Annotated in this window: 24 protein-coding genes and 1 tRNA gene; 12 read left to right on the forward strand and 13 right to left on the reverse strand. The window is 63.6% G+C overall.

Annotated features, from left to right (window positions below):
• Window positions 1-45 precede the first annotated feature (45 nt).
• Window positions 46-1,251 (forward strand): potassium channel family protein, encoded by a 1,206-nt coding sequence (locus tag LJF34_RS15730; RefSeq protein ID WP_231186235.1) that lies wholly within the window; start codon window positions 46-48, stop codon window positions 1,249-1,251.
• 22 nt (window positions 1,252-1,273) lie between these two features.
• On the opposite strand, the gene LJF34_RS15735 is transcribed toward LJF34_RS15730, so the two are convergent.
• Both LJF34_RS15735 and LJF34_RS15740 read right to left on the reverse strand, forming a co-directional pair.
• Window positions 1,274-1,591: a hypothetical protein gene (locus LJF34_RS15735; protein ID WP_231186236.1), complete on the reverse strand. Its 318-nt coding sequence runs from the start codon at window positions 1,589-1,591 to the stop codon at window positions 1,274-1,276.
• On the reverse strand, window positions 1,588-1,977 hold the full coding sequence (locus LJF34_RS15740) for a RidA family protein (protein WP_231186237.1): 390 nt from the start codon (window positions 1,975-1,977) through the stop codon (window positions 1,588-1,590). The genes LJF34_RS15735 and LJF34_RS15740 overlap by 4 nt, the downstream gene beginning before the upstream one ends.
• A gap of 138 nt (window positions 1,978-2,115) precedes the next feature.
• Here LJF34_RS15740 and LJF34_RS15745 point away from each other — a divergent pair, with 138 nt between their 5' ends.
• The gene (locus tag LJF34_RS15745; protein ID WP_231186238.1) at window positions 2,116-3,072 is read left to right on the forward strand and encodes a succinylglutamate desuccinylase/aspartoacylase family protein; all 957 of its coding nucleotides are present in this window, start codon (window positions 2,116-2,118) and stop codon (window positions 3,070-3,072) included.
• A 3-nt stretch (window positions 3,073-3,075) separates the two neighbouring features.
• Window positions 3,076-4,209, forward strand: a complete 1,134-nt coding sequence (locus LJF34_RS15750) for a pyridoxal-phosphate dependent enzyme (RefSeq protein WP_231186239.1) — start codon at window positions 3,076-3,078, stop codon at window positions 4,207-4,209.
• A 758-nt stretch (window positions 4,210-4,967) separates the two neighbouring features.
• Here LJF34_RS15750 and LJF34_RS15755 read toward each other — a convergent pair.
• Entirely contained in the window at window positions 4,968-5,156 is a 189-nt protein-coding gene (locus LJF34_RS15755; protein WP_231186240.1) for a hypothetical protein, read from the reverse strand.
• Between the two features lie 197 nt (window positions 5,157-5,353).
• Window positions 5,354-6,622 (reverse strand): tRNA(Ile)(2)-agmatinylcytidine synthase, encoded by a 1,269-nt coding sequence (locus LJF34_RS15760; RefSeq protein WP_231186241.1) that lies wholly within the window; start codon window positions 6,620-6,622, stop codon window positions 5,354-5,356.
• 145 nt (window positions 6,623-6,767) lie between these two features.
• Between LJF34_RS15760 and LJF34_RS15765 the strand changes: the two genes are divergently transcribed.
• Window positions 6,768-7,715 (forward strand): transcriptional regulator, encoded by a 948-nt coding sequence (locus LJF34_RS15765; protein WP_231186242.1) that lies wholly within the window; start codon window positions 6,768-6,770, stop codon window positions 7,713-7,715.
• 199 nt (window positions 7,716-7,914) lie between these two features.
• On the opposite strand, the gene LJF34_RS15770 is transcribed toward LJF34_RS15765, so the two are convergent.
• The 4 genes from LJF34_RS15770 to thrS all read right to left on the reverse strand — a co-directional run bounded on the left by LJF34_RS15770 (window position 7,915) and on the right by thrS (window position 12,569).
• Entirely contained in the window at window positions 7,915-8,163 is a 249-nt protein-coding gene (locus LJF34_RS15770) for a glutathione S-transferase N-terminal domain-containing protein (protein ID WP_231186243.1), read from the reverse strand.
• An 87-nt stretch (window positions 8,164-8,250) separates the two neighbouring features.
• On the reverse strand, window positions 8,251-9,672 hold the full coding sequence (locus tag LJF34_RS15775) for an NCS2 family permease (RefSeq protein WP_231186244.1): 1,422 nt from the start codon (window positions 9,670-9,672) through the stop codon (window positions 8,251-8,253).
• Between the two features lie 152 nt (window positions 9,673-9,824).
• Entirely contained in the window at window positions 9,825-10,538 is a 714-nt protein-coding gene (locus LJF34_RS15780) for a phosphoribosyltransferase family protein (protein WP_231186245.1), read from the reverse strand.
• A gap of 93 nt (window positions 10,539-10,631) precedes the next feature.
• Window positions 10,632-12,569: a threonine--tRNA ligase gene (thrS, locus tag LJF34_RS15785; RefSeq protein ID WP_231186246.1), complete on the reverse strand. Its 1,938-nt coding sequence runs from the start codon at window positions 12,567-12,569 to the stop codon at window positions 10,632-10,634.
• A gap of 11 nt (window positions 12,570-12,580) precedes the next feature.
• Here thrS and LJF34_RS15790 point away from each other — a divergent pair, with 11 nt between their 5' ends.
• The 5 genes from LJF34_RS15790 (at window position 12,581) to LJF34_RS15810 (ending at window position 15,864) form a co-directional block, all read left to right on the forward strand.
• Window positions 12,581-12,823 carry a hypothetical protein gene (locus tag LJF34_RS15790; protein WP_231186247.1) on the forward strand — a complete coding sequence of 81 codons (243 nt, stop codon included), beginning with the start codon at window positions 12,581-12,583 and terminating at the stop codon, window positions 12,821-12,823.
• Window positions 12,824-13,016: 193 nt separating this feature from the next.
• Window positions 13,017-13,880, forward strand: a complete 864-nt coding sequence (locus tag LJF34_RS15795; RefSeq protein WP_231186248.1) for a polysaccharide deacetylase — start codon at window positions 13,017-13,019, stop codon at window positions 13,878-13,880.
• A gap of 95 nt (window positions 13,881-13,975) precedes the next feature.
• Entirely contained in the window at window positions 13,976-14,257 is a 282-nt protein-coding gene (locus LJF34_RS15800; protein WP_231186249.1) for a GYD domain-containing protein, read from the forward strand.
• 76 nt (window positions 14,258-14,333) lie between these two features.
• Window positions 14,334-14,756, forward strand: a complete 423-nt coding sequence (hisI, locus tag LJF34_RS15805; RefSeq protein WP_231186250.1) for a phosphoribosyl-AMP cyclohydrolase — start codon at window positions 14,334-14,336, stop codon at window positions 14,754-14,756.
• Window positions 14,749-15,864 (forward strand): hypothetical protein, encoded by a 1,116-nt coding sequence (locus tag LJF34_RS15810; protein WP_231186251.1) that lies wholly within the window; start codon window positions 14,749-14,751, stop codon window positions 15,862-15,864. Before hisI ends, LJF34_RS15810 begins: the two co-directional genes overlap by 8 nt.
• A 53-nt stretch (window positions 15,865-15,917) precedes the next feature.
• On the opposite strand, the gene glmM is transcribed toward LJF34_RS15810, so the two are convergent.
• Window positions 15,918-17,282 (reverse strand): phosphoglucosamine mutase, encoded by a 1,365-nt coding sequence (gene glmM / locus LJF34_RS15815; RefSeq protein ID WP_231186252.1) that lies wholly within the window; start codon window positions 17,280-17,282, stop codon window positions 15,918-15,920.
• Window positions 17,283-17,339: 57 nt separating this feature from the next.
• Window positions 17,340-18,551, reverse strand: a complete 1,212-nt coding sequence (locus tag LJF34_RS15820; RefSeq protein ID WP_231186253.1) for an MFS transporter — start codon at window positions 18,549-18,551, stop codon at window positions 17,340-17,342.
• Window positions 18,552-18,659: 108 nt separating this feature from the next.
• On the opposite strand from LJF34_RS15820, the gene LJF34_RS15825 reads away from it, so the two are divergent.
• From LJF34_RS15825 to LJF34_RS15835, 3 genes are all read left to right on the forward strand, one after another.
• Entirely contained in the window at window positions 18,660-19,532 is an 873-nt protein-coding gene (locus LJF34_RS15825; protein WP_231186254.1) for a hypothetical protein, read from the forward strand.
• 96 nt (window positions 19,533-19,628) lie between these two features.
• The gene (locus tag LJF34_RS15830) at window positions 19,629-21,131 is read left to right on the forward strand and encodes a glycosyltransferase (protein WP_231186255.1); all 1,503 of its coding nucleotides are present in this window, start codon (window positions 19,629-19,631) and stop codon (window positions 21,129-21,131) included.
• Window positions 21,132-21,197: 66 nt separating this feature from the next.
• Complete coding sequence (locus tag LJF34_RS15835; protein WP_231186256.1) at window positions 21,198-21,437, forward strand: amphi-Trp domain-containing protein; 240 nt, start codon at window positions 21,198-21,200, stop codon at window positions 21,435-21,437.
• A 243-nt stretch (window positions 21,438-21,680) separates the two neighbouring features.
• Here the strand turns inward: LJF34_RS15835 and LJF34_RS15840 are convergent.
• The 3 genes from LJF34_RS15840 to LJF34_RS15850 form a co-directional block, all read right to left on the reverse strand.
• Window positions 21,681-21,753, reverse strand: a tRNA-His gene (locus LJF34_RS15840).
• 86 nt (window positions 21,754-21,839) lie between these two features.
• Window positions 21,840-22,241, reverse strand: a complete 402-nt coding sequence (locus LJF34_RS15845; RefSeq protein WP_231186257.1) for a hypothetical protein — start codon at window positions 22,239-22,241, stop codon at window positions 21,840-21,842.
• A gap of 196 nt (window positions 22,242-22,437) precedes the next feature.
• Entirely contained in the window at window positions 22,438-23,226 is a 789-nt protein-coding gene (locus LJF34_RS15850; protein ID WP_231186258.1) for a CHRD domain-containing protein, read from the reverse strand.
• Between the last annotated feature and the right edge of the window lie 97 nt (window positions 23,227-23,323).

A 23,323-nucleotide genomic window follows, 5' to 3' on the forward strand; every position in this document is an offset into this window, starting at 1 on the left:
AACGACCCGCGAACGTTTTTACGGGAGAGTGACCAAGGTCGGCGTATGGAACCCGCGAGCGGCGATGTCGAGTACGAACCCCGGAGCGTGAAGGAGGTCTTGGCGGAGATGAAGGACACGGCGGAACTCCTCATCGACCTCTCGTTCTCGGCCGTCCTCCACGGCAGCGACGACATCGCCGAGGAGGTGCTCGCGCTTGAGGGGAAGATGGACGTCCTCCAGTTGCAGGCTCGAATGAGCCTGCTCATGGCGGCGCGGAGTCCGGAAGACGCGGAGGAACTCGCCCCCGTCCTCGGCGTCGTCGGTGCGGCGGAGAAGATCGCCGACGCGGCGGGTGACATCGCCAAGGTCGTCTTGGAGGACATCGGCCTGCCGCAGGCGATGCGCGCGACGCTCCCAGAGGCGATAGAGTCGCTCGTTCACGCCAGAATTTCCGACTCGTCGTCGCTCGCCGGACGGACCCTCGGCGCGTTGAACCTCGAAACGGAAACGGGGGTGCGCGTCATCGCCATCCATCGCGGCGGCGACTGGATTCTGAATCCCGACAGGGCGACCGACCTTCGCGTCGACGACCGACTCCTCCTCCGCGGGTCGGAGGACGGCGTCGCCGAAGTGTACGAGCAGGCAACCGGCCGGAAGTACCGGCCGCCCGACCCGCCGGAGGCGGGGGATACCGACCTCGAACGCGCGGTCGATTCCATCGTCTTGATGAAGAACATGAGCGAACTCGCGGTCGATTTGGCCTACGGGAGCATTCTGTTCGACAGCACGGATGTGGCCGAAGAAGTGGTCGAACTCGAAGCGGAAGTGGACGCGCTTCAGTCGCGGTTCGAAGCGTGGACGCTGCAAGCGGCGGCGCACGTGGACGACCCCGTCTCCTTGCGCGGTCTCATGCACCTCGCCAACAGCGCCGAGGTCATCAGCGACGCCGCGGTGGAAATCAGCGAAGGCGTCCTGCGCGGACTCGGAACCCATCCGGTCGTCGAGTACGCGGTTCAGGAGAGCGACGAGGTCATCGTCCGAATTACGGTCACGCACGGAAGCAGGTTCGACGACACGACGCTCGGCGAGGAACGGGTCGAGACGGAGACGGGAATGCGTATCATCGCGGTTCGGCGGCCGCCGGACGACTGGGTCATCTCCCCCGGTCCGGAAACGGACGTCCACGCCGGTGACGTGCTGTTGGCGAAGGGAACGCGGGCGGGTGCCGAACGGCTTCAGGAACTGTCGGGCGAGGAGCGGATGGACTGACGGGCCGGGGAGGCGACGGGGGTCAGTCGAGGTCGTTTGCGAGTCGCCGCGCCGAAACGAGCGTGAACACCGCCGTCAACAGCGCGCCGAGCGAAAACGCCAACACGACCCCGAGCGCGAGATACGCCACCGGGGTTCCCACCTGCCCTCTGACGTGCCCGACGAGGACGACTCGGTAGACGTAGACGAGCGCGGTGAACACGATGCTCATCGAGAAGCCGAACGCCGCGTTTCGACGGACGTTCAGCGCCTCGATGAGGTTCGACCCCGGCGGGCGTTCGGGAATCTCTTCTTGCACGCTCGCTGGTTGGTACGGCCGAATAAAAGGTGCGTCGGTCACGCCGTGATGACGGCATCGGCTTCGATTTCGACGACCATCTCGGGGTCGATGAGGCCGCTGACTTCGACCATACTCGTGGCGGGGCGTACGTCGCCGAAGAACTCGGCGTGTGCCTCTCCAACCGGCTCCCAGTTCTCGATGTCGGTAACGAACATGCGCGTTCGAACGACGTCGTCGATGCTGGCACCCGCCTCCACGAGCGCCGATTCGACGTTTTCGAGCACCCGTTTCGTCTGCCGGTAGGCGTCTCCCTCGCCGATGACGTTTCCCTCCTCGTCGGTAGCGGTGGTCCCGGAGACGCGGACGTCGTTTCCGACTCGGACTGCACGCGAGTAGCCGACACGCTCCTCCCATTCCGTTCCGCTCGTGACCGTCTTTCGCTTCATGGAGAGTACAGGAGCTACCCATCGAAAAACGGTTCGCACCTCTCTGCGGTGGATTTTCCGTCGGAATCGACGTGTCACTTTTCGCTCGGCAAGCGGAATACCGAACTGCTAAGGGTTTTCGGCGACGGTGTATCGATAATGACAACGCTCGGAACGGCGAGCGCGGCCCCCGGGGAGATGGACACGGGCCGCCTCCCGGTCGGTGAAACCCGTGACGGGGGCCAGTTCGGCCTCCCCGTTGCCGTTATCAACGGTGCGGACGACGGAAAGACGCTCTATATTCAGGCCGTCAGCGACGGCGACGAACTCAACGGACTCGGCGTCGTCAACCGGGTCGTCCCGCAACTCGACCCGGAGGATATCTCGGGAACGATTCTCGTCACCGGTCTCGTCAACTATCACGGCTTTCAGGTGGCAGAACACAGGAATCCCATCGACGACACGAAGATGAACCGGACGTATCCCGGCAACGAATCGGGAACGTCCAGCGAGCGAATCGCGGCGGCGACCTTCGAGGCCGCCTCGCGCGCCGACCTCATCCTCGACCTGCATCAGGGTTCGACCAGCCGGATGATAAACGAGGCTCGCGTCCGCTGTGGGCCGCGTCACCGCCTGCACGACGAGTGTCTGGAACTCGCCAAGGTGTTCGACTGTGGCTACATTCTCGACCAGAAGGGTCCCGAGGGACAGCTCGCCCGCGCCGCACCCGACGAGGGGATTCCGACCATCGACCCGGAACTCGGCGGCTGTGTCGGCTGGGACGAAGAGAGCATCCGGTACGGCGTGGACGGCGTGTTCAACGTCCTCCGGTACTACGGTTTCCTCGACGAGGACGTGACGGTAAACACGCAGACGCGAGCGACCGGATTCGACCGCTACGGCGCGCCGAGCGGTGGTATCGTCACCTTCGAAAAGGACCTCGGGGACGAGGTGTCGCCGGGCGAGACGCTGTTCACCGTCACCGACGTGTTCGGCAAACTGAAGGCCGAGGTCACCGCCGACCGAACCGGCATCTTCTGGCGCTCCCGTCGCCTGCCGCAGGTCGCCACGGGCGAGTACGTCTGCTCGATCGGCATCGACATCAACCGCTACTGACGCATGTACACCACCCTCTCCTGTCCCGCTTGCGGGAACGAGTACGCCCCCGGGGCGGACGAGCCATGGCGGTGTGACTGCGGCCATCCGCTGGATTTCACCGAGCAACCCATTCCCGACGCCCCCGCCCCCGATTTCACCGATATCGACACGCGGGACGGCCTGTGGGCATTCGATGAGTTCCTCCCCGTCCGTCGCGTCGCCAGCCTCGGCGAGGGGTTCACGCCGCTCGTCGATGCGAACGGTTGGGACGCGCAGTTCAAACTGGACTGCGTCTTCCCGTCGGGAAGCTTCAAGGACCGCGGCGCGACCACGACCCTGTCCCGCGCCGCCGAACTCGGCGTCGAGACGGTTCTCGAAGACTCCTCGGGCAACGCGGGTGCGGCGATCGCCCAGTACGCCGCTCGGGCGGGTATCGACGCCGAAATCTACGTCCCGGCGGACGCGAAGGCGTCGAAGCTGAAGGCCATCGAGTGCGCCGGTGCGACCCCCGTCCGCGTCGAGGGGAGCAGACAGGACGTGACCGACGCCTGCATCGAGGCGGTGGAAAACGGCGACGGCTGGTACGCCAGCCACGCGTGGAACCCGGCCTTCTTCGCGGGAACGATGACGTTCGCGCTGGAACTCGCCGCCCAACGCGATTGGAACGTCCCGGACGCCGTCGTGACGCCGTTGGGCCACGGAACGCTGTTCCTCGGCGCGTACCGCGGCTTCCGCGCCCTCCTCGACGCGGGGTGGACCGATTCGATGCCGCGCCTCCTCGGCGTGCAGGCCGAGGGCGTCTCCCCCATCGCGGACGGCATTCACGCCGATAGCGGGGGCGAAGATGGCGCTGACGAGTGGTCCGACGACGACCACGCCGCCGAGCGCAACGACGTCGCCGACGGGATTCAGATAACGCATCCCGCCCGCCGTGACGGGATTTTGGACGCCATCGAAGCCACCGACGGCGACGCCATCGCGCTGGACGCCGGTACGACGGAAGCGGCGCTCGAAAAACTCCACCGAACCGGTTTCTACGTCGAACCGACGAGCGCGGTGGCCGTGGCCGGTCTGACGGCGTACCGCGACCGGGGGATTTTGGCCGACGACGCGGACGTGGTGGTTCCGCTCACGGGGAGCGGACTGAAATCGTAATCGTAATCGGCGTCCGGCCGCCGGTTTCGATGACGTCGTAACTCCCGACGTGCAGTTCTAGTCCTCCTGTCACGCTCGCTCCGAACCACAGTTGGTTGTTCTATGATTGCAGTTACCGAAAAGTAGGCCTCGGAAGCCCCCGCTCGCTCGTTACGCTGTGATTTTGGCTTCACTGTGACTGCAACTACTGAATCGACGTCCCAGAAAGCCCCCGCCCGCTCGCGCTTGCGTGGTTGCTTCAGCGGCCCCTTTCAGTCCCACCCAGCACCGCCTCAGCCACACCCTCCCCAACCGATTCGCTTCGCTCATCCCTCGCGCGACTGCACCGAGACGACGCGGCCGATCATGGCCGCGTCGTCTCGCCAGCGCACGCCACGATGGAACGCCGAGTTCCGTGAAGCTGAATCGACTCGCCCGGCGCGTGCACCAACAACCCCGAGGACGCTCCGTCCGAGGGGTTGTTTTGGTTATCACGTGAGGGATGAGCACTGGAGCGGAGCGAAGCGCGCAATCGGTTGGGGAGGGTGTGGCGTGCGCGGTTTCTTCGAAACCTCGAATGCGAGCGGCAACGCCGCGAGCACGCAGTGCAGTGGCGGTTTCAGTGACGTCTGTAGTTGCAGTCATAGAAAAACCAACGACACCCCGACGCGAACAGGGAGGCTTTCAAGGTCTACTTCTCGGTGGTTGTAATTCACTCGTTCAGAACGACACCCCGTCGGAGCGAATCCGCTCAAAAATTCCCGAATTCCCCTAGCCAGCTAGCAGACGTAGCCGGTGCGCCAGCGTTCGACCGAAACGCTGTGCATGGGGATGCCGTGCTCCTCGAACAGGTCGTGGATATCGACCAACAACTCCTCGCTCACGTCCTCGGGTGAAACCGCGCCGAGGCGGAGGAGCGTCTGTTCGGTGGCGATACGTTTTTCCGGAGAAGGTTCGTTGTCGGACATGCTTCGATAGCCTCGAAGCAACCGAGGTCAGTGCCTTGAACACTGGCCTTTCGGCGGATACCCCGATTTGCTTCACTCGACATATCAGATTCCGGCGAGTTAATTCTATTGGTTGGGGGAGGTTGTGGAACCGACCGCTTCACCGGACGAATCGCGGGAACTTCCCGCTCAACGCCGGATTTCCCGTCCAGAATCGGTCATCGTTCCGGATGCGTCGGCGCGTCGAACCCGCCCCTGACGAGCGGTTTCGCGATGTGGCGGCGGGCCTCCGGCGGCACCTCGTACCAACCCCGTTCGAGTTCGCGGTCGATTTCCCGTTCGACCTTTCCCTCCGCTCGCGTCTTGCAGCGCCGACAGCGGTATCCCTGTCCGGCCCCCGCGCTCTTCATCGAGCGACCGCAGTCGGGGCAGTTCGGCGTCACGAGTTCCGTCGCGTCGAGCGACCGAACGGCGAACTTCTCCAGTTTCAGGGTTCCTCTCGTCACCTCGCCGCAGGCCGTGATTCGGTCGCCGGGGCGGAGGTTCCGAACGTGGTCGCGGAAGCGCTTCGTCGGTTCGAATGCCGCACACGGGAGTTCGGTCCCGTCGTCCGTCATGGTGAAAAAGACGTGCCCGCCCCGTCGGGTTTCGGGGTCGGAGGCGACGGTTCCAGTCACTCGGTACGCGCTATCGTTTTCGACCGCGCGAAGATGGGCGTCTCGAAGGTGGGCGTCCGTCCCCTGATTCGTCACGAAGAGCGCGGTTCGGGCGACGGGTTCGCCGCGGATTTCCGTGCCGACGCGTCGAACGGCGTCCGGGTCGTCGCCGCGAATCCCGTGGAGGATGGGACACGGCGTGTGCGGAACGCAGACCGCCTCGCCTGTTCCACGGTCGACCGTGTCCCACACGTCGGGATAGCCCTCGTCCGCGGCCGCGAAGGCCGAATCGAAATCCACGTCGCGGGGCGTCCCCCACCGCTCGGGTTCGCGGTAGGAGATGTGTTCGTAGGTCCAGTCCGAAAAGGCGGCGTGTGCGCCGATTGCCGCCAGCGCGCCGATTTTTCCCCGCCCGTTCTTCCATCCGGCGTGGCGATAGCCCGCGGCCTCGATTCGCGTTTCGGCCTCCTCGCGGGAGAGGAGTTCCCGAACGGCGCGTCCCGCGAAGTCGTCCACCTCCTCGGGAATCCCGTCGGGGCCGTGCGGCGCGACGACGAGGCCGGGGTTCGTTCTCGGGTCGTCGGTCTCGGCGGCGGCAGACAACTCCTCGCGTGCGACCTCGAACGCCCGCTTCGGGGCGAAATCCGTGTGAATCGCCAGCGCGGCGTTGCCGCGGGTCTTGTGCTTCACGGCGGGGTTGAGCCGGACGAGGAGCAGTCGCTCCACGGACCCCCCGGCGTCTCGAATCCGCGTCGCGAGTCGCGCCGTGAGGTAGGTCGTACACATCCCCCGGGTTCGGGAGTCGGTGTCGTCGAGACCGATGACGGTCACGTCCGGTGGTTACGGCGTGGCGAACTAACCGCTTTCGAAGAAACCCAGCGTATATGAATCTATCGCCGGCGATTTTTCCAATCGCAAGAGGGCGTCGGTGTGCATCGCCAAAACGCCTTTATACTGGAATCACTTACCCGTCACCATGTCCCGGTCTGCACTGGTCGGAAACGTGACTGCGATGCTAGAGGACGCAGGATTCGTGGTCAGCGACCGGTGTGCCATCCGACCAAAGAGCTTCGACGTGGCAGCGCGGCGAGGACCAGACCTCCTGCTGTTGAAAATCCTCGGCAACATCGACGCGTTCGACGCCCAGACGGGCATCGAGATGCGGCGACTCGGCACGTTCCTCGAGGCCACACCGTTGGTGCTCGGGCTCCGGACGCGAAATCAGGACCTCGAACCCGGCGTGGTGTACTTCCGCCACGGCGTCCCGGTGTTCAGTCCCGATACGGCGGTGGACCTGTTCGTCGAGGGCGTCCCGCCGCTCGTGTACGCAGCGCCCGGCGGCCTGTACGTCAACATCGACGGCGACGTCATCCGCGACGAGCGCCAAGACAGGGGGTGGAGTCTCGGACAGTTGGCGTCCGAACTCGGCGTCTCCCGTCGCACCGTCTCGAAGTACGAGGGCGGCATGAACGCCAGCGTCGAGGTGGCCGTCGAACTGGAAGCGCTCTTCGACCGCGAACTGACGAGTCCGGTCGAGGTGTTCGACGGTGCCGACGAGGTGACGGAAGAGGACGAACCGGACGAACCGAACGCCCAACCGGATGACAAGGACATGTTCTCCACGCTCACCCGGGTCGGCCTCACGGTCCATCCCACGCAACGCGCGCCGTTCAGGACGGTCAGCGAGGACGACAGCGACGACCGGATGTTGACGAGTCACTCGGCGTTCACCCGAACCGCCGAGAAACGCGCACGAATCATGAGTTCCATCAGCCGCGTCGCTCACACCCGCTCCGTCTACTTCGTGGACGAAGCGCGGCGGGAGACGGTCGATGGAACCGCGTTGGTCGAACGCGAGGAGATAGAGGGAATCGACGACGCGGACGAGCTCCGAAAGCTGATTCGAGAGCGCGCGGAAGCGTAAGTCGTTGACAGCGATTTTCCCGTTCGTTTTTTCGACAGCGACGGCTCTCCCCGTATACTCCCGAAAGACGTCTCGTGCGTGAGAGTGCACCCCGTCGCGTTCAGTACGAAATCGAACGTCGGAACTCCCCACCGCTTCACTCCGAGCGCTCCCCACCGCTTTTCCTTTCGAGCGGTTGGTACCCGCTCGCTTCGCTCGTCTACGCGCCGTACGTCTTCTCTAGATACTCGTTGATGTCGTCGCTCTCCGGCATTCCCTCGATGCCGTGCTCCGCATCGACCAACACCGGCACCCCGGTCTGGCCGCTGATTTCCTTCACTTCGGTCCGCTCCGAGTGGCCTCGGGGGACGTAGTGTGATTCGTACTCCAGTCCGAGTTCGTCGAGCTTGGATTTGACTTTCGCGCAGAACGGGCAGCCCTTGAGTTCGTACAGTTCGAGGTTCGACATACCCGCACGTAGGGACGAGAGAAATAAGAGTGTGCTGTTCGCGAGGAAATCCGCCGGGTTTCGAAACGCGAAGCGACCGGTAGAGACTCAGACGTTCCCTTGCAGGATACCGCTCGTCCGAACGAAGAAGTAAACCACGAACGCGGCGGCGAGCGCCCAGTGTCCGGGGCGAATCTCCTCGCGCTTCCCAGCGGCGAGTTTGACGATGGGATAGGAGACGATGCCCGCGGCGATGCCGTACGCGATGGAGTAGGCGAACGGCATGACGAGGATGGTCATCCCGGCCGGAACGACGTTCGTCACGTCGCTCCAGTCGATGTCCACCACGTTCTGGAGCATCACGACGCCGATGACGACCAACGCGATGTGGGAGGCGTACTGCGGAATCGCGGCGGCGATGGGGACGAAGGCGAGCGAGAGGAGGAACAGGACGCCGATGACGAGCGCCGTCATGCCTGTTCGACCGCCCTCTTCGACGCCGGAGGCGGACTCGATGTAGGTCGTCACCGTCGAGGTGCCGAGCATGCCGCCGACCGTCGTGCCGATGGCGTCGGCCATGAGGGGCTTGTCGATGTCGGGGAGGTCACCGTCCTCGTCGAGGAAGCCGCCGATTTGCCCGACGCCGACGAGCGTTCCGGCGGTGTCGAAGAAGTCCACGAAGAAGAAGGTGAACACGATGAGCGCGAACGTGAACGCCTCGACTTCCTGCAGACCGGAAACGAACGCGCCGGCGACCGGCATGATGTTGTACGTGACGGAGGTCGAACCCGGCGTGAGCGTTCCGTCGCTCACCAGTCCCAACCACTCGGCACCGTACCCCATCGCGGCCGTTGCGAGAACCCCGAGGATGATGGACCCGGGGAAACCGCGGGCGTAGAATGCGAACGTGAGAAAGAGACCGATTATCGAGACGATTGCGACCGGACTTTGGCCGACCTGCGCGAGCGCAATGATGGTGCCACCGTCGCCGGTAATCACACCCATCGCTTCCAAGCCGATGATCGCGAGGAACAGGCCGATACCGGTGCCGACCGCGAACTTCACGGGCTCCGGGAACAACCGAATGATGTACTCACGAGCGCCGACTGCGGTGAGTGCGATGAATATGAGACCTTCGACCACGACCGCCGCGAGCGCGGTTTGCCACGGTACGCCGAGGACGCCGACGACGGTAAACGCAAAGAAGGCGTTCAGCCCGAGGCCGGGGGCCTGTGCGAACGGTCGATTCGCGTACAAGCCCATTATGAGCGTCGCCACCGCGGCCGCGATGATGGTGACGACGGCGAGCATGGACTGCGTTTGACTTGCTGAATACCCCGACAGTTTGATCGCTTGCGCGAGGATCGACGGGTTCACGACGACGATGTAACTCATCGTCAGGAACGTCGTTATCCCCGCGATGATCTCCGTTCCGAGGTCGGTGTCGTGTTCCTCGAAGCCGAAGTAATCGGCCAACGACCCCGTCGAACCGGATGTCCCTCGATCACTGGTGATGTCTTTGAGCCCCATGAGTCACGAATGAGCATAAACGCGAATACCTACTTAACAGTTCTCATCGAATCTAGCCATCTATACGTAACTCTGTATATGTCGGAGAGTAGTTCGATGGTTTTGGACCAAAATTCACACGACGATGACTACTGCCGTGTGTTAACGAACGGTTATTCGAACGATGCCAACGCGCCGACGGGTGCGTCGGTTCGTCCCTGCGCTCGTTCGATTCCCTCGTTTCCGGCCGCGATGAGCGCGAAGACGCCGCCGACGTTCGCGTCCGCGTCCTCGGCGATGTCGAGGAGGAGTTCCTGGGTCTCGCCCGAGCGGATGAGGTCGTCCACGACGAGGACGGTTTCGCCCGACGCGATGGCCGAGGCGGGCAGGTAGTAGGTGAGTTCGATGCCCGAGGCGAGTCGCTGGCGGGCCTCGATGAACTCCTCGACGGCGGTCTCCTTCGACTTCTTCGCGTAGGCACAGCGCGCGCCGAAGTAACTCGCCATCGCGGCGGCGAGGGTGATGCCGTCCGTCGCCGCGGTCAACACGACGTCGGGCAGGTCGAAGTCGAACGTCTCGACGGCGACGGGGGCCACGAGGTCGAGGAACGACTGATCGAATACGACGCCGGAGTTGTCCACGTACCCTTCCGGGTCGAGACGGGTCCGGGCCTGCAACTCTTCGGCGAGTTGCTCGCGACCGACCCCTTCCACGACCGCTTCCGCACGGTCGGGACTGGGGAGGACGTGTCCGTTCACGTAGCGGTTCAGGTCGCCCGCGGGGAGTTCGGTCACCTCGGCGAGTTCGTCGTACGTTCGAGTCTCCTTGAGCATTCGAAGGACGGAGACGGCCTGTAGTTGGAGATTGGCCTTCTCTGCTCGGTTCATACCCATCTACTCATCATCGTGCAACCTTGAACACTTCGATGATGGACTCTCCGCGTTTAGGCACACCTATGTAGATTCGACTCGTACGGCGGGTCAGTCGAGGAGGTCCGGTCGGAGTCGCTTTTCGTCCCGTTCGTCCTCCAGATGACGACGGAACGCGGCGATTTCGATGCCGGCCTGCTGTCGCTCCTCTCGGTCACGCACCGACACCGCCCCCGACTCCGCCTCGTCGCTGCCGACGATGACCATGTACGGAATGCGGTCGTCGTGACCCGTGCGAATCTTCTTTCCGAGCGTCCAGTCCCGGTCGTCCACTTCGACGCGGAACGACCCGAGCTCGTCGGCGATTGCCGCCGCGTACTCCGCTTCGTCGTCCGTGATGGGGAGGATTCGCACCTGCTCGGGTGCCAACCAGAGCGGGAACTTCCCGGCGACGTGTTCGATGAACACGCCCATGAACCGCTCCAGCGACCCGAGGAGGGCGCGGTGAATCATCACCGGGCGGTGTTCCTCGTTGTCCTCGCCGACGTACGCGATGCCGAGGAGTTCGGGTTGGACGAAGTCCAGTTGGACCGTTCCGATCGTCCACTCGCGCCCGATGGCGTCCTCGACGTCGATGGCGATTTTCGGCCCGTAGAACGCGCCTTCCCCCTCGGCCACGTCGTACTCCAACCCCTCGTCGTCCAGCGCGCTCCGAAGCGCCTCGTGTGCTTTCTCCCATAGTTCGTCGTCGCCGACGGCGTCGTCGGGTTTCGTCTCCAGCACGAGGTGGGCGTCCAAGCCGAAGACCTCGTACATGCCGTCGATGACCGACAGCGTGCCGGCGATTTCCTCGCGGATTCCGTCGCGGCGGACGAAGGCGTGTCCGTCGTCCTGCGTGAACCCGCGCACCCGCAACATCCCTGAGAGTTCGCCGGACTGTTCGTTTCGATAGCACATACCGAACTCCGAGAAGCGAAGCGGGAGGTCGCGATAGGACCGGCGCTGATCGCCGTAGATGCTCGCGTGATTCGCACAGTTCATCGGCTTCAGACCGTACTCGTGCCCGTTTTGTTCCCACGCGAACATCTCGCCCTGCTCCTTGAAGTGGTCGTAGTGTCCCGACTTCTTCCAGAGTTCCGTGTGGTTGAGTTCGGGCGTCTTCACCTCCTCGTAGCCCAGTTCGTCGTTCTTCTCGCGGACGTACTCCTCCAGTTCGCGCCGAATCGCCATTCCGTTCGGATGGAAGTTGACGCACCCCGGCGAGTGGTCGGGCACCGAGAACAGGTCCATCTCGCGCCCGATTTTCCGATGGTCGCGCTTCTGGGCTTCCTCCCGCCGTTCGAGGAACGCTTCCAGTTCGGAATCGCGCTCGAACGCCGTGCCGTACATCCGCGTGAGCATCGCCTCGTCCTCGTCGCCGCGCCAGTAGGCACCCGCGATTTCGAGGAGCGAGAGCGCGCCGACTTCCCCCGTGGAATCGACGTGTGGTCCGGCACAGAGGTCCTCGAACTCCCCTTGGCGGTAGAACGTGACCGGTTCGTCGTCGGGGATGTCGGCGAGCAGTTCGAGTTTGTAAGGCTGGTCGGCGAGTCGCTCGCGTGCCTCCTCCCGCGAAACCTCCTCGCGGACGATGTCGTAGTCCTCCGCGACGATGTCCCGTATCTCGGCTTCGATATCCGCAAGGTCCGCCTCCTCGATGTCGAGGTTATCGAAGTCGTAGTAAAACCCCTCGTCCGTCGGCGGGCCGATGGCGAGTTGTGCGTCCGGGAACAGCCGTAAGACGGCCTGCGCGAGGACGTGTGCGGCGGAGTGTCGGAGAACGCGGACGTAATCGTCGCCGTCAGGCGTGACGATTCGGAGGTTCGCGTTCGACTCGATTCGATACTCCGGGGCGACGAGTTCGCCGTCCACGATTCCGGCGAGACAGTCCGCGCCGAGTCCCGGCCCGATGTCGGAGGCGACATCGGAGACCGAAATCGGACGGTCGAATTCCCGTTTCGACCCGTCTGGAAGCGATACGACTACCGCGTCGTGTGATTGTCGGTTCATGGTTGTGACTGGTGATTTTCGATTTGGATGGAGCGCCGTCCCGTCCCGACCGGTCGGCACCACCGACGGCACGAACGCGCGTTCGCGCCGTCGCTCGCGTTCGGATGTGGGCTCTCGCTCGGATATGCGCGGTTCTCCGCGCGAGCGTGGACGTGACCGTTCACGCTCGGATACGCGCGGCTCTCCGGGTCGGAAACGGGCGGGAAAACGACGATGGTGGTGACTGGATTAGCGGGCGGGAACCCGGCGTGTAAAGCAGTCACCCAGCATCGTGTTGCTCGCCCGAAGATACTCGCGGGACGGTATATATCTCTTGTGCGGGTGTGGGACGAACCGTGATTGTGGGACGGGCCGCGATGGGTTCCGGTTCGGTACCCGTAATCCAACAGCAGACCGAACAGTACCAATGAGCTACAGGTAAGCCGATACCCGTCGTCACGTTCTCCGATGACCAACGCGACCGTCTGTCTGACCTACGACTTTGACGCGGTATCGGTGTGGATTCACACCTTCGGGGCCGGTGACGCGCCGACCCAACTGTCCCGCGGGGTGTACGGCGCGTGGGTCGGTGCCCCGCGCCTCCTCGACCTGCACGACGAGCACGGAATCCCGGCGACGTGGTTCGTCCCCGGACACACGATAGAGAGCTTCCCCGACCGCGTCGGCGAGGTTCACGACCGGGGCTACGACGTTCAGTGTCACGGCTGGCGGCACGTCAACCCGAGTACGTTCGACAGCAAGGAGCAGGAGAAGGACGAGTACCGACGCGCGATGACGAACATCGAGGACATCACGGGCAGTCCGCCGGTCGGTTTCCGGTCGCCCGCGTGGGAGTTCTCGGCGAACACGCTCGACATTTTGGACGAACTGGGGTTCGAGTGGGATTCGAGCCAGATGGGCAACGACTTCCGGCCGTACTACCTCCGGAAAAACTGGAGCGCACCGCAGGACAAACCGTACGAAATCGGGGAGAAGAGCGACATCGTGGAGGTTCCGATTTCGTGGAAACGGGCGGACTTCCCGGCGCTGATGTTCGTCTGGGAGCAGTCGATTCTGTGGGGGTTCGCCGACGAGCGCTCGGTGTTCGACCTCTGGCGGGCGCAGTTCGACTGGATGTACGAGAACATGGATAACGGGATTTTCACGCTAGCGATGCACCCGCAGGTGGTCGGGCAACCGCCCCGGACGACCCGATTGGAGGAGCTGATAGGCCACATGCGGGCGAAATCGGGCGTCGAGTTCGCCGACGTGAGTACGGTTGCCGCCGAGGTACGGAACGGCGACCGGGAACCGATGGCGATGCTCGGGTAGTGGCCCGAACCCATGGTTTTCGGGAACCGTGCGGAACGGTTTGTTTTGAGAGGTTGGCTATAACCGTTTTTCCGACGGAAACCGACCGTTCATCCATGGCGAAGTACGTTGCACTCGTCGACATCCGAGCGAGCGTCCAAAACGCCCAAGAACTCGTCTCGACGTGGGGCGATATCCGCCTCGAATTCGAGGAGTTCGGCGTCGAACTCGACGGGAGCTTTGCCGTCCTCGGCGAGTACGACTTCCTCCTCATCTTCGAGGCCCCGGACCGCGACACCGCGTTCAAAGCGGGCCTCGCAGTCGAAAGCCACGGGATGAACATGCAGACGATGGAAATCATCCCGATGGACGACTTCGCGGAATTGGTCGAAGACTGACCGCTAAAATGACAAATACGACCCATTTTATTCCCGAGCGGAAAAGCCTATTCTTCACCGATTCGTTCGTTCAACCATGAACGAGTCGTCCGAAGTCACCTTCGCGTTCGACGACGCCGAACTGCTCCCCGCAATCGCACAGGACGCCGACACGGGGGACGTACTCATGCTAGCCTACGTCTCGCCGGAAGCGGTCGAAAAGACCATCGAAACCGGGTTCGCCCACTACTACTCCCGGAGTCGGGACGAACTCTGGAAGAAGGGCGGAACCAGCGGCCACGTCCAACGAATCGAGGAGGTTCGCGTCGATTGCGACGCCGACACCCTCCTCTACCGCGTCGAACAGGAAGGCGGTGCCTGCCACGTGGGCTACGAGTCGTGTTTCTACCGAACCGTCGAATCAGTACGGCGTGACGAAGAGTCGCCCGAAACCGCCGTCACCGCCGAGACGGAAATCGTCAGCGAACCCGTGTTTGACCCCGATGAAACCTATGAGTGACCCGCTTTCCGAACTCGGCGATGCCGACGAGGAGTGTCGAGAGGCGAACGCCGCGGTCGCCGAGTACGGCGAGGAGTCCATCCGCGCCGTCTCCGACGCGTACGACCGCGCGACCCGTCTGTTCGACCGTTACGAACATCGCGCGACGGGGACCGGCGACTTCGAGGCGTTCGTCCAGTTCCAAGGGCAGTTCGCCGACCTCGTGGAGAACCTGCCCGACGACCTGCCCGCACGCGAGGCGTTCGAACGGGCGGAGACGGCCATCGACAAACGCCGGTTGAGCGAGCGCGATTTCGAGAAGGGTCGAAGCGCCCTCTCGCCCGCCGAGGAGATCGTTTCCCTCTCCGGCGAGCGCAACGAGGCCCGAAAGCGCTACCGGAACGCTCGGCACTCCGTCTCACAGCGGGTGACGGAACTGGAGGAGCGAATCGCCCACCTCGAACGACTGCGGGAACTCGGCGACGCGGATTTGGACGCCCCGACGGAACTGCTTCGGGAACCCATCGACGCCGCCAACGACGCCATCACGGACGCCTTCGAGTCGTTCACTCACGACGCGAACGCCCGCGAACTGATGGAATTTCTCGCCGCGACCGAACATTACCCGCTCATCGAGTTTCAGTCACCGCCCGACGAACTCCGCACCTACCTCCGCGACAGCGACGCCGGTGACCTCACCCTTCCCGAACTGCTCGAATACGCCCACTACTCCCGGTCGAAACTCGACCACTACGTCGCCGACCCGGCGGCGCTGAAGCGGGCCGTCGCCACGAACGAGACGTACCTCGACCGTCTCGGTCCCGAACCGCTCACCATCGACTGGCCGCCCGCCGCCGCGAACGAACTCCGCTGGTGGTGCGAGGAGGCGATACGCGTCGCCGACCGGTTCGCCCCGCCGGAGGCCATCGCCCAACTCCGCGAGGTGGAACAACGCACCCGCGACGACGAGTTCGAACGCCTCCGAACCGCCGCGGAGGCGCGTTCCGAACTCACCGACGACGAACGCGAGCGACTTGCTCGCGGCGACGTGACCGACGAACTCGAACGGGTGCGGGAGCGAAAGGACACGCTGACCGACGCGCTCGATACGTACCCACGGCGCAGGTAAACGAAACAGCCCGGGTCGAAAATAGAAAGTTTCTCGGGCGAATCGAACGCCGGTCAGACGTTCGCTTTGGCCGCCCGAAGCGCGTCTTCCATCTCCTCCGCGAGCTCCTCGGCGCGGTGGCGTTCCCGCGCCTCGGAGTAGATTCGAACCATGGGTTCCGTCCCGCTCGGACGGGCGAGGACCCACGCGTCGCCGTAGTCCAATCGGTAGCCGTCTCGGGTGTTGAGTTCGGCGTTCGACGCCACCGCCGCCCGCTCGGCGGCGGCGAGGAGCGCGTCCTGTTCCGCGTCCGTCGTGTAGGTGATGTTCGTCCGAACGTTCTGATAGCCGTTGTACGGTTCGACGATGGCGCTGGCACGTTCGTCGACCAGCAGTTCGAGGAACTTGGCGGCGGTGTACGCGCCGTCTCGGCTCAACCGGTAGTTCGGGAAGAAGACGCCGCCGTTGCCCTCCCCCGCGACGGGGACGGACACGTCTTGGTCGGCCAGTTCTCGGATTCGCGTGATGATGTTGGTGCTGCCGATGGGCGTGAGCTCGAGCTGTGCGCCCGTCTCGTGGGCGACATCGACGAGGCGCTGGGAGACGTTGACGGCGGAGACGACGGCGTCGCCGGGTTCGAGTTGTGCGGCCGCGAGCGCGGCGAGCGTGGCGTCGCCCTCGATGTACTCGCCGGTTTCGTCGTAGAAGATGGCGCGGTCGGCGTCGCCGTCGTGGGCGATACCCACGTCAGCGTCGCTGGCTTCGACCAATCGGCCGAGGTCGCGGAGGTTTCCGGGGACGGGTTCGGGGTCACGACCGGGGAAGTGGCCGTCGGGTTGGCTGTTCGTCGTGACGACGGTACAGCCGAGTTTGCGGAAGAATTCGGGTGAGGTGAGCGACCCGGCACCGTGTCCGGGGTCGAGCGCGACGGTGAGGTTCGCGTCGGCGATTCGGTCCGCGTCGACGTTGTCGAGCAGCTGTGAGACGTACCGCTCGCGGGAGTCCTCGATGACGTGGCTGTGGCCCGTCTCGCTCCACCGCACTTCCTCGAACTTCTCGGTGAGGAACTTCTCCTCGACTCGTTCGAGGCTGCCGACGGACAGTTCGATGCCGTCGTCGCCGATGAGTTTCACGCCGTTGTACTCCGGCGGGTTGTGCGAGGCGGTTATCATCAGCGCGGGGACGCCCTCGATTTCGGCGTACGCCTGCACACCGGGGGTCGGAACGACGCCCAGACGGTCCACGTTCGCGCCGACGCTGGCCAATCCGCTGGCGGCCGCATCCGCGAGCATGTCCCCCGTGGCTCGTGTATCCCGTGCCAGCGCGACCCGGTCGGTTCGCCAAACCGTCCCCGCCGCTTTCGCGATTTTGAGCACGAACTCCGGGGTCAGCTCGTCGTTGGCGACCCCTCTCGTTCCGCTCGACCCGAACACCTTCATGTGGGGGCGTGGGGTTTCTGCATTCAAAGAGATTCCGAATACGGGTGCTACTCCGTCTCAGCACGCTCCGGTGGCGGATTTTATCGGTGACTCCCATCCGAGAACGGCGACTGACCCGACGACGAGAACTCCGCCCGCAACCGTCAGCGCGGTGAGCGGCGAGGTGGCGTCCGAAAGCAGGCCGCTCGCGAGTTGGAAGGGAATGACCGTCAGGGAACCGACCATCGCGAGTGCGGACAGAACGGTGGCCCGCCCGAGCGTGTCGATGCGGTCGTTGACGTACTGCGACGCCAACGAGCGGGACGTCTCCGCGATACCGCGCGCGAACAGGAACGCCGGAATCGCCAACATCGGGACGAAACGGAGCGTGACGAGACCGAATCCGACGACGAACGGAATCACGAGGAACCACGTCTTGAGACCGATTCGCTCTCGAATCGCACCGGTGTAGTAGCTCAGCCCCGCTGAGAGGAGGCTGATGGCGGCGTAAAACCAACCGAGGAGCGGTTCGACGCTTCCCTTCGGAACGCCGACTCCCGGGAGGACCGTCTCCAACACCGGTTGGACGTACATGAAGACGAGGTAGGACACGGCCGAGAAGAGGACGAAGTAGTAGACGACGAACGCCCTCAGTCGCGGGTGCGAAAGCGTCTCCCGAATCACACCGACCGCTTCTCGCACGCCGAGTTCGTCGGACTCGCTCTCCTCGTAACTCGCCGGTTCGTCCATCCCGAGGAGAACCGGAATGCCGACCCCAGTTACTCCCGCGGCGACCAGAAACGGGTACGCGAGGTCGATATCTCCGAGATAGCCGCCGAGGACGGACCCGACGACGCCGACGAGCAGGGCGACGGCCTGCCCGCGTCCACGGACGTAGGCGAACCTGTTCTCCGACAAATCGTCGGTGAGGGTGTCATAGAGCCACGCGTCGCTGCTCCCCGAGCGGAACGTGTAGCCGAACGACCAGCAGGCGTACAGCGTCGCGAGTTGCGCGAAGTCCTCCGCCAAGCCGATGCCCACGAGCGTCAGCGTGATGATGGTCGTCCCGATGAGCAGGCTGTTCCGGCGGCCGACCCGGTCGCCGATGTATCCGGTCGGAATCTCCGAGACGAGGGTCGTCACGTTGTAAATCCCTTCGAGGATGGCGATTCCGGTGTAATCCAACCCGAGCGAGAGGAAGTAGAGGTACATTATCGGCCGGTAGAACTCCACCGCTTTCGTGGACTTGTAGGCGTAGTAGAGGCCGATGTTCCGGTTCGACTGCCACATACGTACTCGACCGTGCGACAGCACCGAGTTCCTTCTGCGCACTCGATTGCACATGGATCTCTGACACCTTTCGCGGGGGTTTTACCGACCGTCGCCGAACGCTCCGGCATGGAGGACGAGCGACCCGACCCGGCCGACGCGCTCGCCGCAATCGGCAACGAACGGCGCGTCTCGATTCTCTACGAACTCCAGCAGGCGTTCCGCGACGGCCACTCCTCGCTTTCCTACGCCGACCTCAAACGGCGGGTCGGACTCCGTGACAGCGGCAACTTCAACTACCACCTCCAGCGCCTCGTCGGGCAGTTCGTCAGGAAATCGAACGATGGGTACTCACTCACCTACGCGGGCCGCAAAGTCGCGAGCGCGCTGACGGCGGGCGTGTTCACCGAGCAGGCCGACGGGACGACCCTCGATGCGCCCGGAACGTGTTACCAGTGCGGCGACACGGCGCTTTTCGCCCGCTACGAGGAGGAACGAGTTCACATCACCTGTGGGTCCTGCGGCGAGGAACTCCTGCACAACCCCTTCCCGCCAGCGCCGACGACCCGCCGCGATGACCTCCTCGACGCCTTCGAGGCGTGGACCCGACGGTGGAACGCTCTCGCGACCGCCGGCACCTGCCCGGAATGCGGTTCTCGAATGTCCGGCCGCCTCACCGACTACCGACCCGAACTCGGTACCGGAAACGTCCCGTACAGGCTCCGTGTTTCCTGTGCGGAGTGCTGGGCGATGGCGAACCTCCCGGTCGGATGCCTCGTCCGCGATAACCCGCGAGTCATCGGTTTTCACGCGGAACGCGGCGTCTCGCTCGACGACCGCTACCTCTGGGACCTCGATTGGGCGCTTCACCGCGACCATCTGACCGTCCTCGCCGAAAACCCCCCCCGCGTTCGGTTGGAGATTCCCATCGACGGCGACGAACTCCGGTTGACGTTCGACGACGGGGGAACCGTCGTTTCGGCCGCCGTCGTCGAAGGCTGAGAACTCGCAGAAGCACGGTCGGTACGCCGTTTGCTAGTTCGCGGACAAAACCTGTTTACGGTATGCTGTCATCCCACATAGTGGCGCAAAATACCAATGATTCAACTCATCGACATCGAGGTCGAACACACCATCGAGGAGTACGCCACCGATACGGTCCTCCGCGATTCTGTCCGAGCGATGCAGAACACGGTTACGGACGACGTGGCGGCGCTCGACGGGCGCACCGTCTGGATGGTGAATTCGACCGCAAGCGGTGGTGGCGTTGCCGAGATGATGCCAAAACTCGTCGGTCTCCTCCGCGCGCTCGGTGTCGAGACGCAGTGGGCGGTCATCGACGTGGACGAACCGGTGTTCTTCGAGTTCACGAAGGAAATCCACAACCTCCTGCACGGCGCGGGCGACCCCGAACTCGTGGACCACGAGCGGTCGGTTTACGAGGCGACGAGTCGGTCGGTCGCCGACGAACTCGAAGACAGAATCGACCCCGATGACGTTCTCGTCGTCCACGACCCGCAACCCCTCGCGGCGGGTGCGATGGTCGCCGACGGACTCGACGTTCCCGCCGTCTGGCGGTGCCACATCGGTTCCGAGGAACGGTCGGAAAAGTCCCGAACTGCGTGGGAGTTCCTCCGTCCGTGGATAGTCGACTACGACCGGACGGTGTTCACGCTCCCCGCATACGTCCCGGCGTTTCTGGAAACCGAGGCCGACATCATCCCGCCCGCAATCGACCCGTTCAGCGCGAAAAATCGCCGTCTCAAGCCACAGGAGGCCGCCACGGTTCTGGCACGGGCGGACCTCATCGACACCGGCCATCCCGTCGAGCGGTTCGACCAACCGGCGCGACGGTTACAGGCCGACGGCACGTTCGCCAGCGCGACGGACCCCGAGGACATCGGGTTGCTCTTTCGCCCCACCATCTGCCAGATTTCCCGTTGGGACGGTCTCAAGGGATTCGTCCCGCTGTTGCGCGGGTTCGCCGAACTCAAACGCGACGCCCGGTCGGCGGTCGATGCGAGTGCCGCCACAAACGGCGGCGACGATTCGGCCGAAGCGGGCCGCTCCGACGCTCACCGTCGGCGAATCGACGACGCTCGACTCCTTCTCGTCGGTCCCGACCCTTCTTCGGTGGCGGACGACCCGGAAGGTCGGGAGGCGCTCGAAAACTTGGAGGAGGAATGGCTCGCACTCGACCCCGAGATCAGGTCCGACATCGCCGTCGTCGTCATGCCGCCGGACCAACACGACAGCGCCCTCGTCATCAACGCGCTCCAGCGGTGTTCCTCCGTCGTCGCCCAGAACTCGCTTCAGGAGGGCTTCGGCCTCACGGTGACGGAAGCGATGTGGAAGCGGGCCGTCCTGATGGGTTCCGACACCGGCGGTATCGGCGCACAGATCACCGACGGCAAGAACGGCAGACTGGTTCCGGACTCCAGCGACCCGGCGTCCGTCGCACACACGCTAGACGACGTACTCGGGTCGCCCGAACGATGGGACGACTGGTCGTACAACGCCCAGCGCCACGTCACGGACAACTATCTCGTCTTCGAGCAGGTGACGCGGTGGTTGGACACGCTCGGTGAGGTCGTCGAGTAGCGCGCCGATTCGGCCCAACTCTTTGCCCACAACAGCTATTTTGCATCCCGAAGTACAGCTTCGTCCATGTCCGAAAAGACGCTTCACGAAGCGAAAGTATCGCGAGAGGAAGCGGCGGACCTCCTCGAAGGTATCGCAGAACAACTTCGCGGCGAGGGGGATGCCGACATCGACGTCGGAAACAAGACGGTCACGCTCTCTCCGCGGAAGAAAATCGGCTACGAAATCGGCACCCGCGAGTCGTCGTCCGTCCTCCGTGGGAACCGCGAGACGGTTTCCATCAAACTCGACTGGAAGCCGAAATAATCCCGTTTTCGCGCATTAAACCGATCGCTCACGGCGTTTCGTTCGCAAAAAGGTCCAGGTGCGAGAATCGAACCGAAGCCAGAGGGTCCTGCTCGCTTCCTGCGCTCCGCTCGGCTATCGCCTCGCGAACCCGCGGTCGCTGTGCGGGCTGCCACTGGCAGGATTCGATTCTCGTGCCCGAACTCGTCGATATCCGGTTTCAAATGCGAAACCGACCACTCACGGCGTTTCGTTCGCAAAAAGGTCCAGGTGCGAGAATCGAACCCGCGTCCCAGCCTCCACAAGGCTGGAGGATAGTCCACTACCCCAACCCGGACACGCATCTCTTGGTAATCGGGAGAGATTAAAATACGTTTCGGAAAGGAACGTCGCGTATGGTGGTTTCCCCCGTGTTACCCCTCCTCACTCCGTTTCGGTCGTCGGGTTCTCCAGCCGAAGTCGTCGGGTTCGATGGCCGTCGAACCACGGGCCGGGTTCGGTCTCCTCGAATCCGGCGCGTTCGGCGACGGAAACCGTGTCGGATTCCGGTTCGGGAAGCAGTATCTCGACCGGCATCGTCTCCTTTTCGGCGAAGCGGACCGGTTCGTCGAGGAGCAGTTCACAGGCCGTTTCCGTACCGAAGAGGTGTGTCACGTGTACCGTCTTCTCGTCGGCTTCGAAGCCGACGAAACCGTCGATGTCCCCGTCCGTATCCGCCACGCGGACGGTTCGGTCGTGAACCACGTCGGCCATCACGTCGGTCGGTACGTCTGCGAGCGCCGCGAGACGTCCTCCGTCTGCCTCCACCGCATCTCGGACGTTCATGATGGATACTTTCCGTCCCGAGCATTAAACCTTCAGCCGAACGCCCCGTCGCCGGTGTGAACGACACCGGTCGCTGGTCGAACGACGTCGTGGTCGACGTATCGCGTGGCCGGGGGCCTCGATTCTGACGCTACCCGTCGGTCCGGAAAGCGATATCTCGAAAAAATCGCGGTTCATTCGCGCGACGGAACCTTCGCTACTTGTCGTCTTTGCCGTGCTTACCGTGCTTGCCGCCTTTGCCGTGCCTCGGCTTACAGTGGTCGCCGCCGTGGTGTCCACCACCGTGGTGTCCCCCACCGCCGTGGTGACCGCGCCGTTTCTTCTTCAAGTGGACGTCCAAGTCGAGGTCGTACCAGATGCCGATGACCGAGTCCCGCGAGATACCGGTCACGTCGCCTTCGAAGCTGACGTTGAGTTTCGAGGCCTTGTAGATCTGACTTCGGAGTTCCCCGTCCGGGTACTCCTCGGTGTGAACGTTCACGTAGGCGTTCCCCGCGCGGATTTCGTGGAGCAGGTCCGCTATCGACTCGCCTTCGAGCGGTCCGACGAGGTCGGACGCTCGAATCGACCCCGCCGAAGCCACGTTGTTAAAGATGAGTCTCTGTTGTGCATCCACGTCTTCACCGATCAGCGACGCGACGACCGGTCCGTTTTCACCTTTCTCGCCGAGATGGATATGCGCGGCCGTGATCTGCGACGTCGCGTTTATGGCGAGCAGTGCGAAGTCGAGTCGCTTCTTGTCCGTCGTCGACCGGAACGCCGCGACGCCCTCTCCGGGGCTATCGTTCGGCGGAACCTCGTTTTCCCCGGTGAGTGTGCTCGTACTGTAAAGTTGTCCTTCGAGCGCTATCTGCGGGTAGTTCTTTCCTTTGCCTTTTCCTCCCTTCGACCCTTTGCCTCCCATCGACGTGTCGTTACCGTTCATCATCGCATTCCCGGAACTGATTCCGGCCAGTGCGGTGAGACCAGTGCCAAGAAGCTTCATCGTTCTGCGTTTTCGTTGATCAACCATTTGTGATCCAATCCTGCGTTATCGCTGTTGTATGTTTGTTATATGCTTCCTGAATACTGTAATATACATC

The organism is Haladaptatus sp. DYF46 (assembly GCF_021083305.1).
GTDB lineage: Archaea > Halobacteriota > Halobacteria > Halobacteriales > Haladaptataceae > Haladaptatus.

Excerpts from the sequence above, each read along its gene's own strand:
- LJF34_RS15730 (WP_231186235.1), top strand. The coding sequence starts at position 46 with ATGGAACCCGCGAGCGGCGATGTCGAGTACGAACCCCGGAGCGTGAAG.
- LJF34_RS15740 (WP_231186237.1), bottom strand. The coding sequence starts at position 1,977 with ATGAAGCGAAAGACGGTCACGAGCGGAACGGAATGGGAGGAGCGTGTC.
- LJF34_RS15745 (WP_231186238.1), top strand. The coding sequence starts at position 2,116 with ATGACAACGCTCGGAACGGCGAGCGCGGCCCCCGGGGAGATGGACACG.
- LJF34_RS15750 (WP_231186239.1), top strand. The coding sequence starts at position 3,076 with ATGTACACCACCCTCTCCTGTCCCGCTTGCGGGAACGAGTACGCCCCC.
- LJF34_RS15755 (WP_231186240.1), bottom strand. The coding sequence starts at position 5,156 with ATGTCCGACAACGAACCTTCTCCGGAAAAACGTATCGCCACCGAACAG.
- LJF34_RS15765 (WP_231186242.1), top strand. The coding sequence starts at position 6,768 with ATGTCCCGGTCTGCACTGGTCGGAAACGTGACTGCGATGCTAGAGGAC.
- LJF34_RS15770 (WP_231186243.1), bottom strand. The coding sequence starts at position 8,163 with ATGTCGAACCTCGAACTGTACGAACTCAAGGGCTGCCCGTTCTGCGCG.
- LJF34_RS15775 (WP_231186244.1), bottom strand. The coding sequence starts at position 9,672 with ATGGGGCTCAAAGACATCACCAGTGATCGAGGGACATCCGGTTCGACG.
- LJF34_RS15780 (WP_231186245.1), bottom strand. The coding sequence starts at position 10,538 with ATGAACCGAGCAGAGAAGGCCAATCTCCAACTACAGGCCGTCTCCGTC.
- thrS (WP_231186246.1), bottom strand. The coding sequence starts at position 12,569 with ATGAACCGACAATCACACGACGCGGTAGTCGTATCGCTTCCAGACGGG.
- LJF34_RS15795 (WP_231186248.1), top strand. The coding sequence starts at position 13,017 with ATGACCAACGCGACCGTCTGTCTGACCTACGACTTTGACGCGGTATCG.
- LJF34_RS15800 (WP_231186249.1), top strand. The coding sequence starts at position 13,976 with ATGGCGAAGTACGTTGCACTCGTCGACATCCGAGCGAGCGTCCAAAAC.
- hisI (WP_231186250.1), top strand. The coding sequence starts at position 14,334 with ATGAACGAGTCGTCCGAAGTCACCTTCGCGTTCGACGACGCCGAACTG.
- LJF34_RS15810 (WP_231186251.1), top strand. The coding sequence starts at position 14,749 with ATGAGTGACCCGCTTTCCGAACTCGGCGATGCCGACGAGGAGTGTCGA.
- glmM (WP_231186252.1), bottom strand. The coding sequence starts at position 17,282 with ATGAAGGTGTTCGGGTCGAGCGGAACGAGAGGGGTCGCCAACGACGAG.
- LJF34_RS15820 (WP_231186253.1), bottom strand. The coding sequence starts at position 18,551 with ATGTGGCAGTCGAACCGGAACATCGGCCTCTACTACGCCTACAAGTCC.
- LJF34_RS15825 (WP_231186254.1), top strand. The coding sequence starts at position 18,660 with ATGGAGGACGAGCGACCCGACCCGGCCGACGCGCTCGCCGCAATCGGC.
- LJF34_RS15830 (WP_231186255.1), top strand. The coding sequence starts at position 19,629 with ATGATTCAACTCATCGACATCGAGGTCGAACACACCATCGAGGAGTAC.
- LJF34_RS15835 (WP_231186256.1), top strand. The coding sequence starts at position 21,198 with ATGTCCGAAAAGACGCTTCACGAAGCGAAAGTATCGCGAGAGGAAGCG.
- LJF34_RS15845 (WP_231186257.1), bottom strand. The coding sequence starts at position 22,241 with ATGAACGTCCGAGATGCGGTGGAGGCAGACGGAGGACGTCTCGCGGCG.
- LJF34_RS15850 (WP_231186258.1), bottom strand. The coding sequence starts at position 23,226 with ATGAAGCTTCTTGGCACTGGTCTCACCGCACTGGCCGGAATCAGTTCC.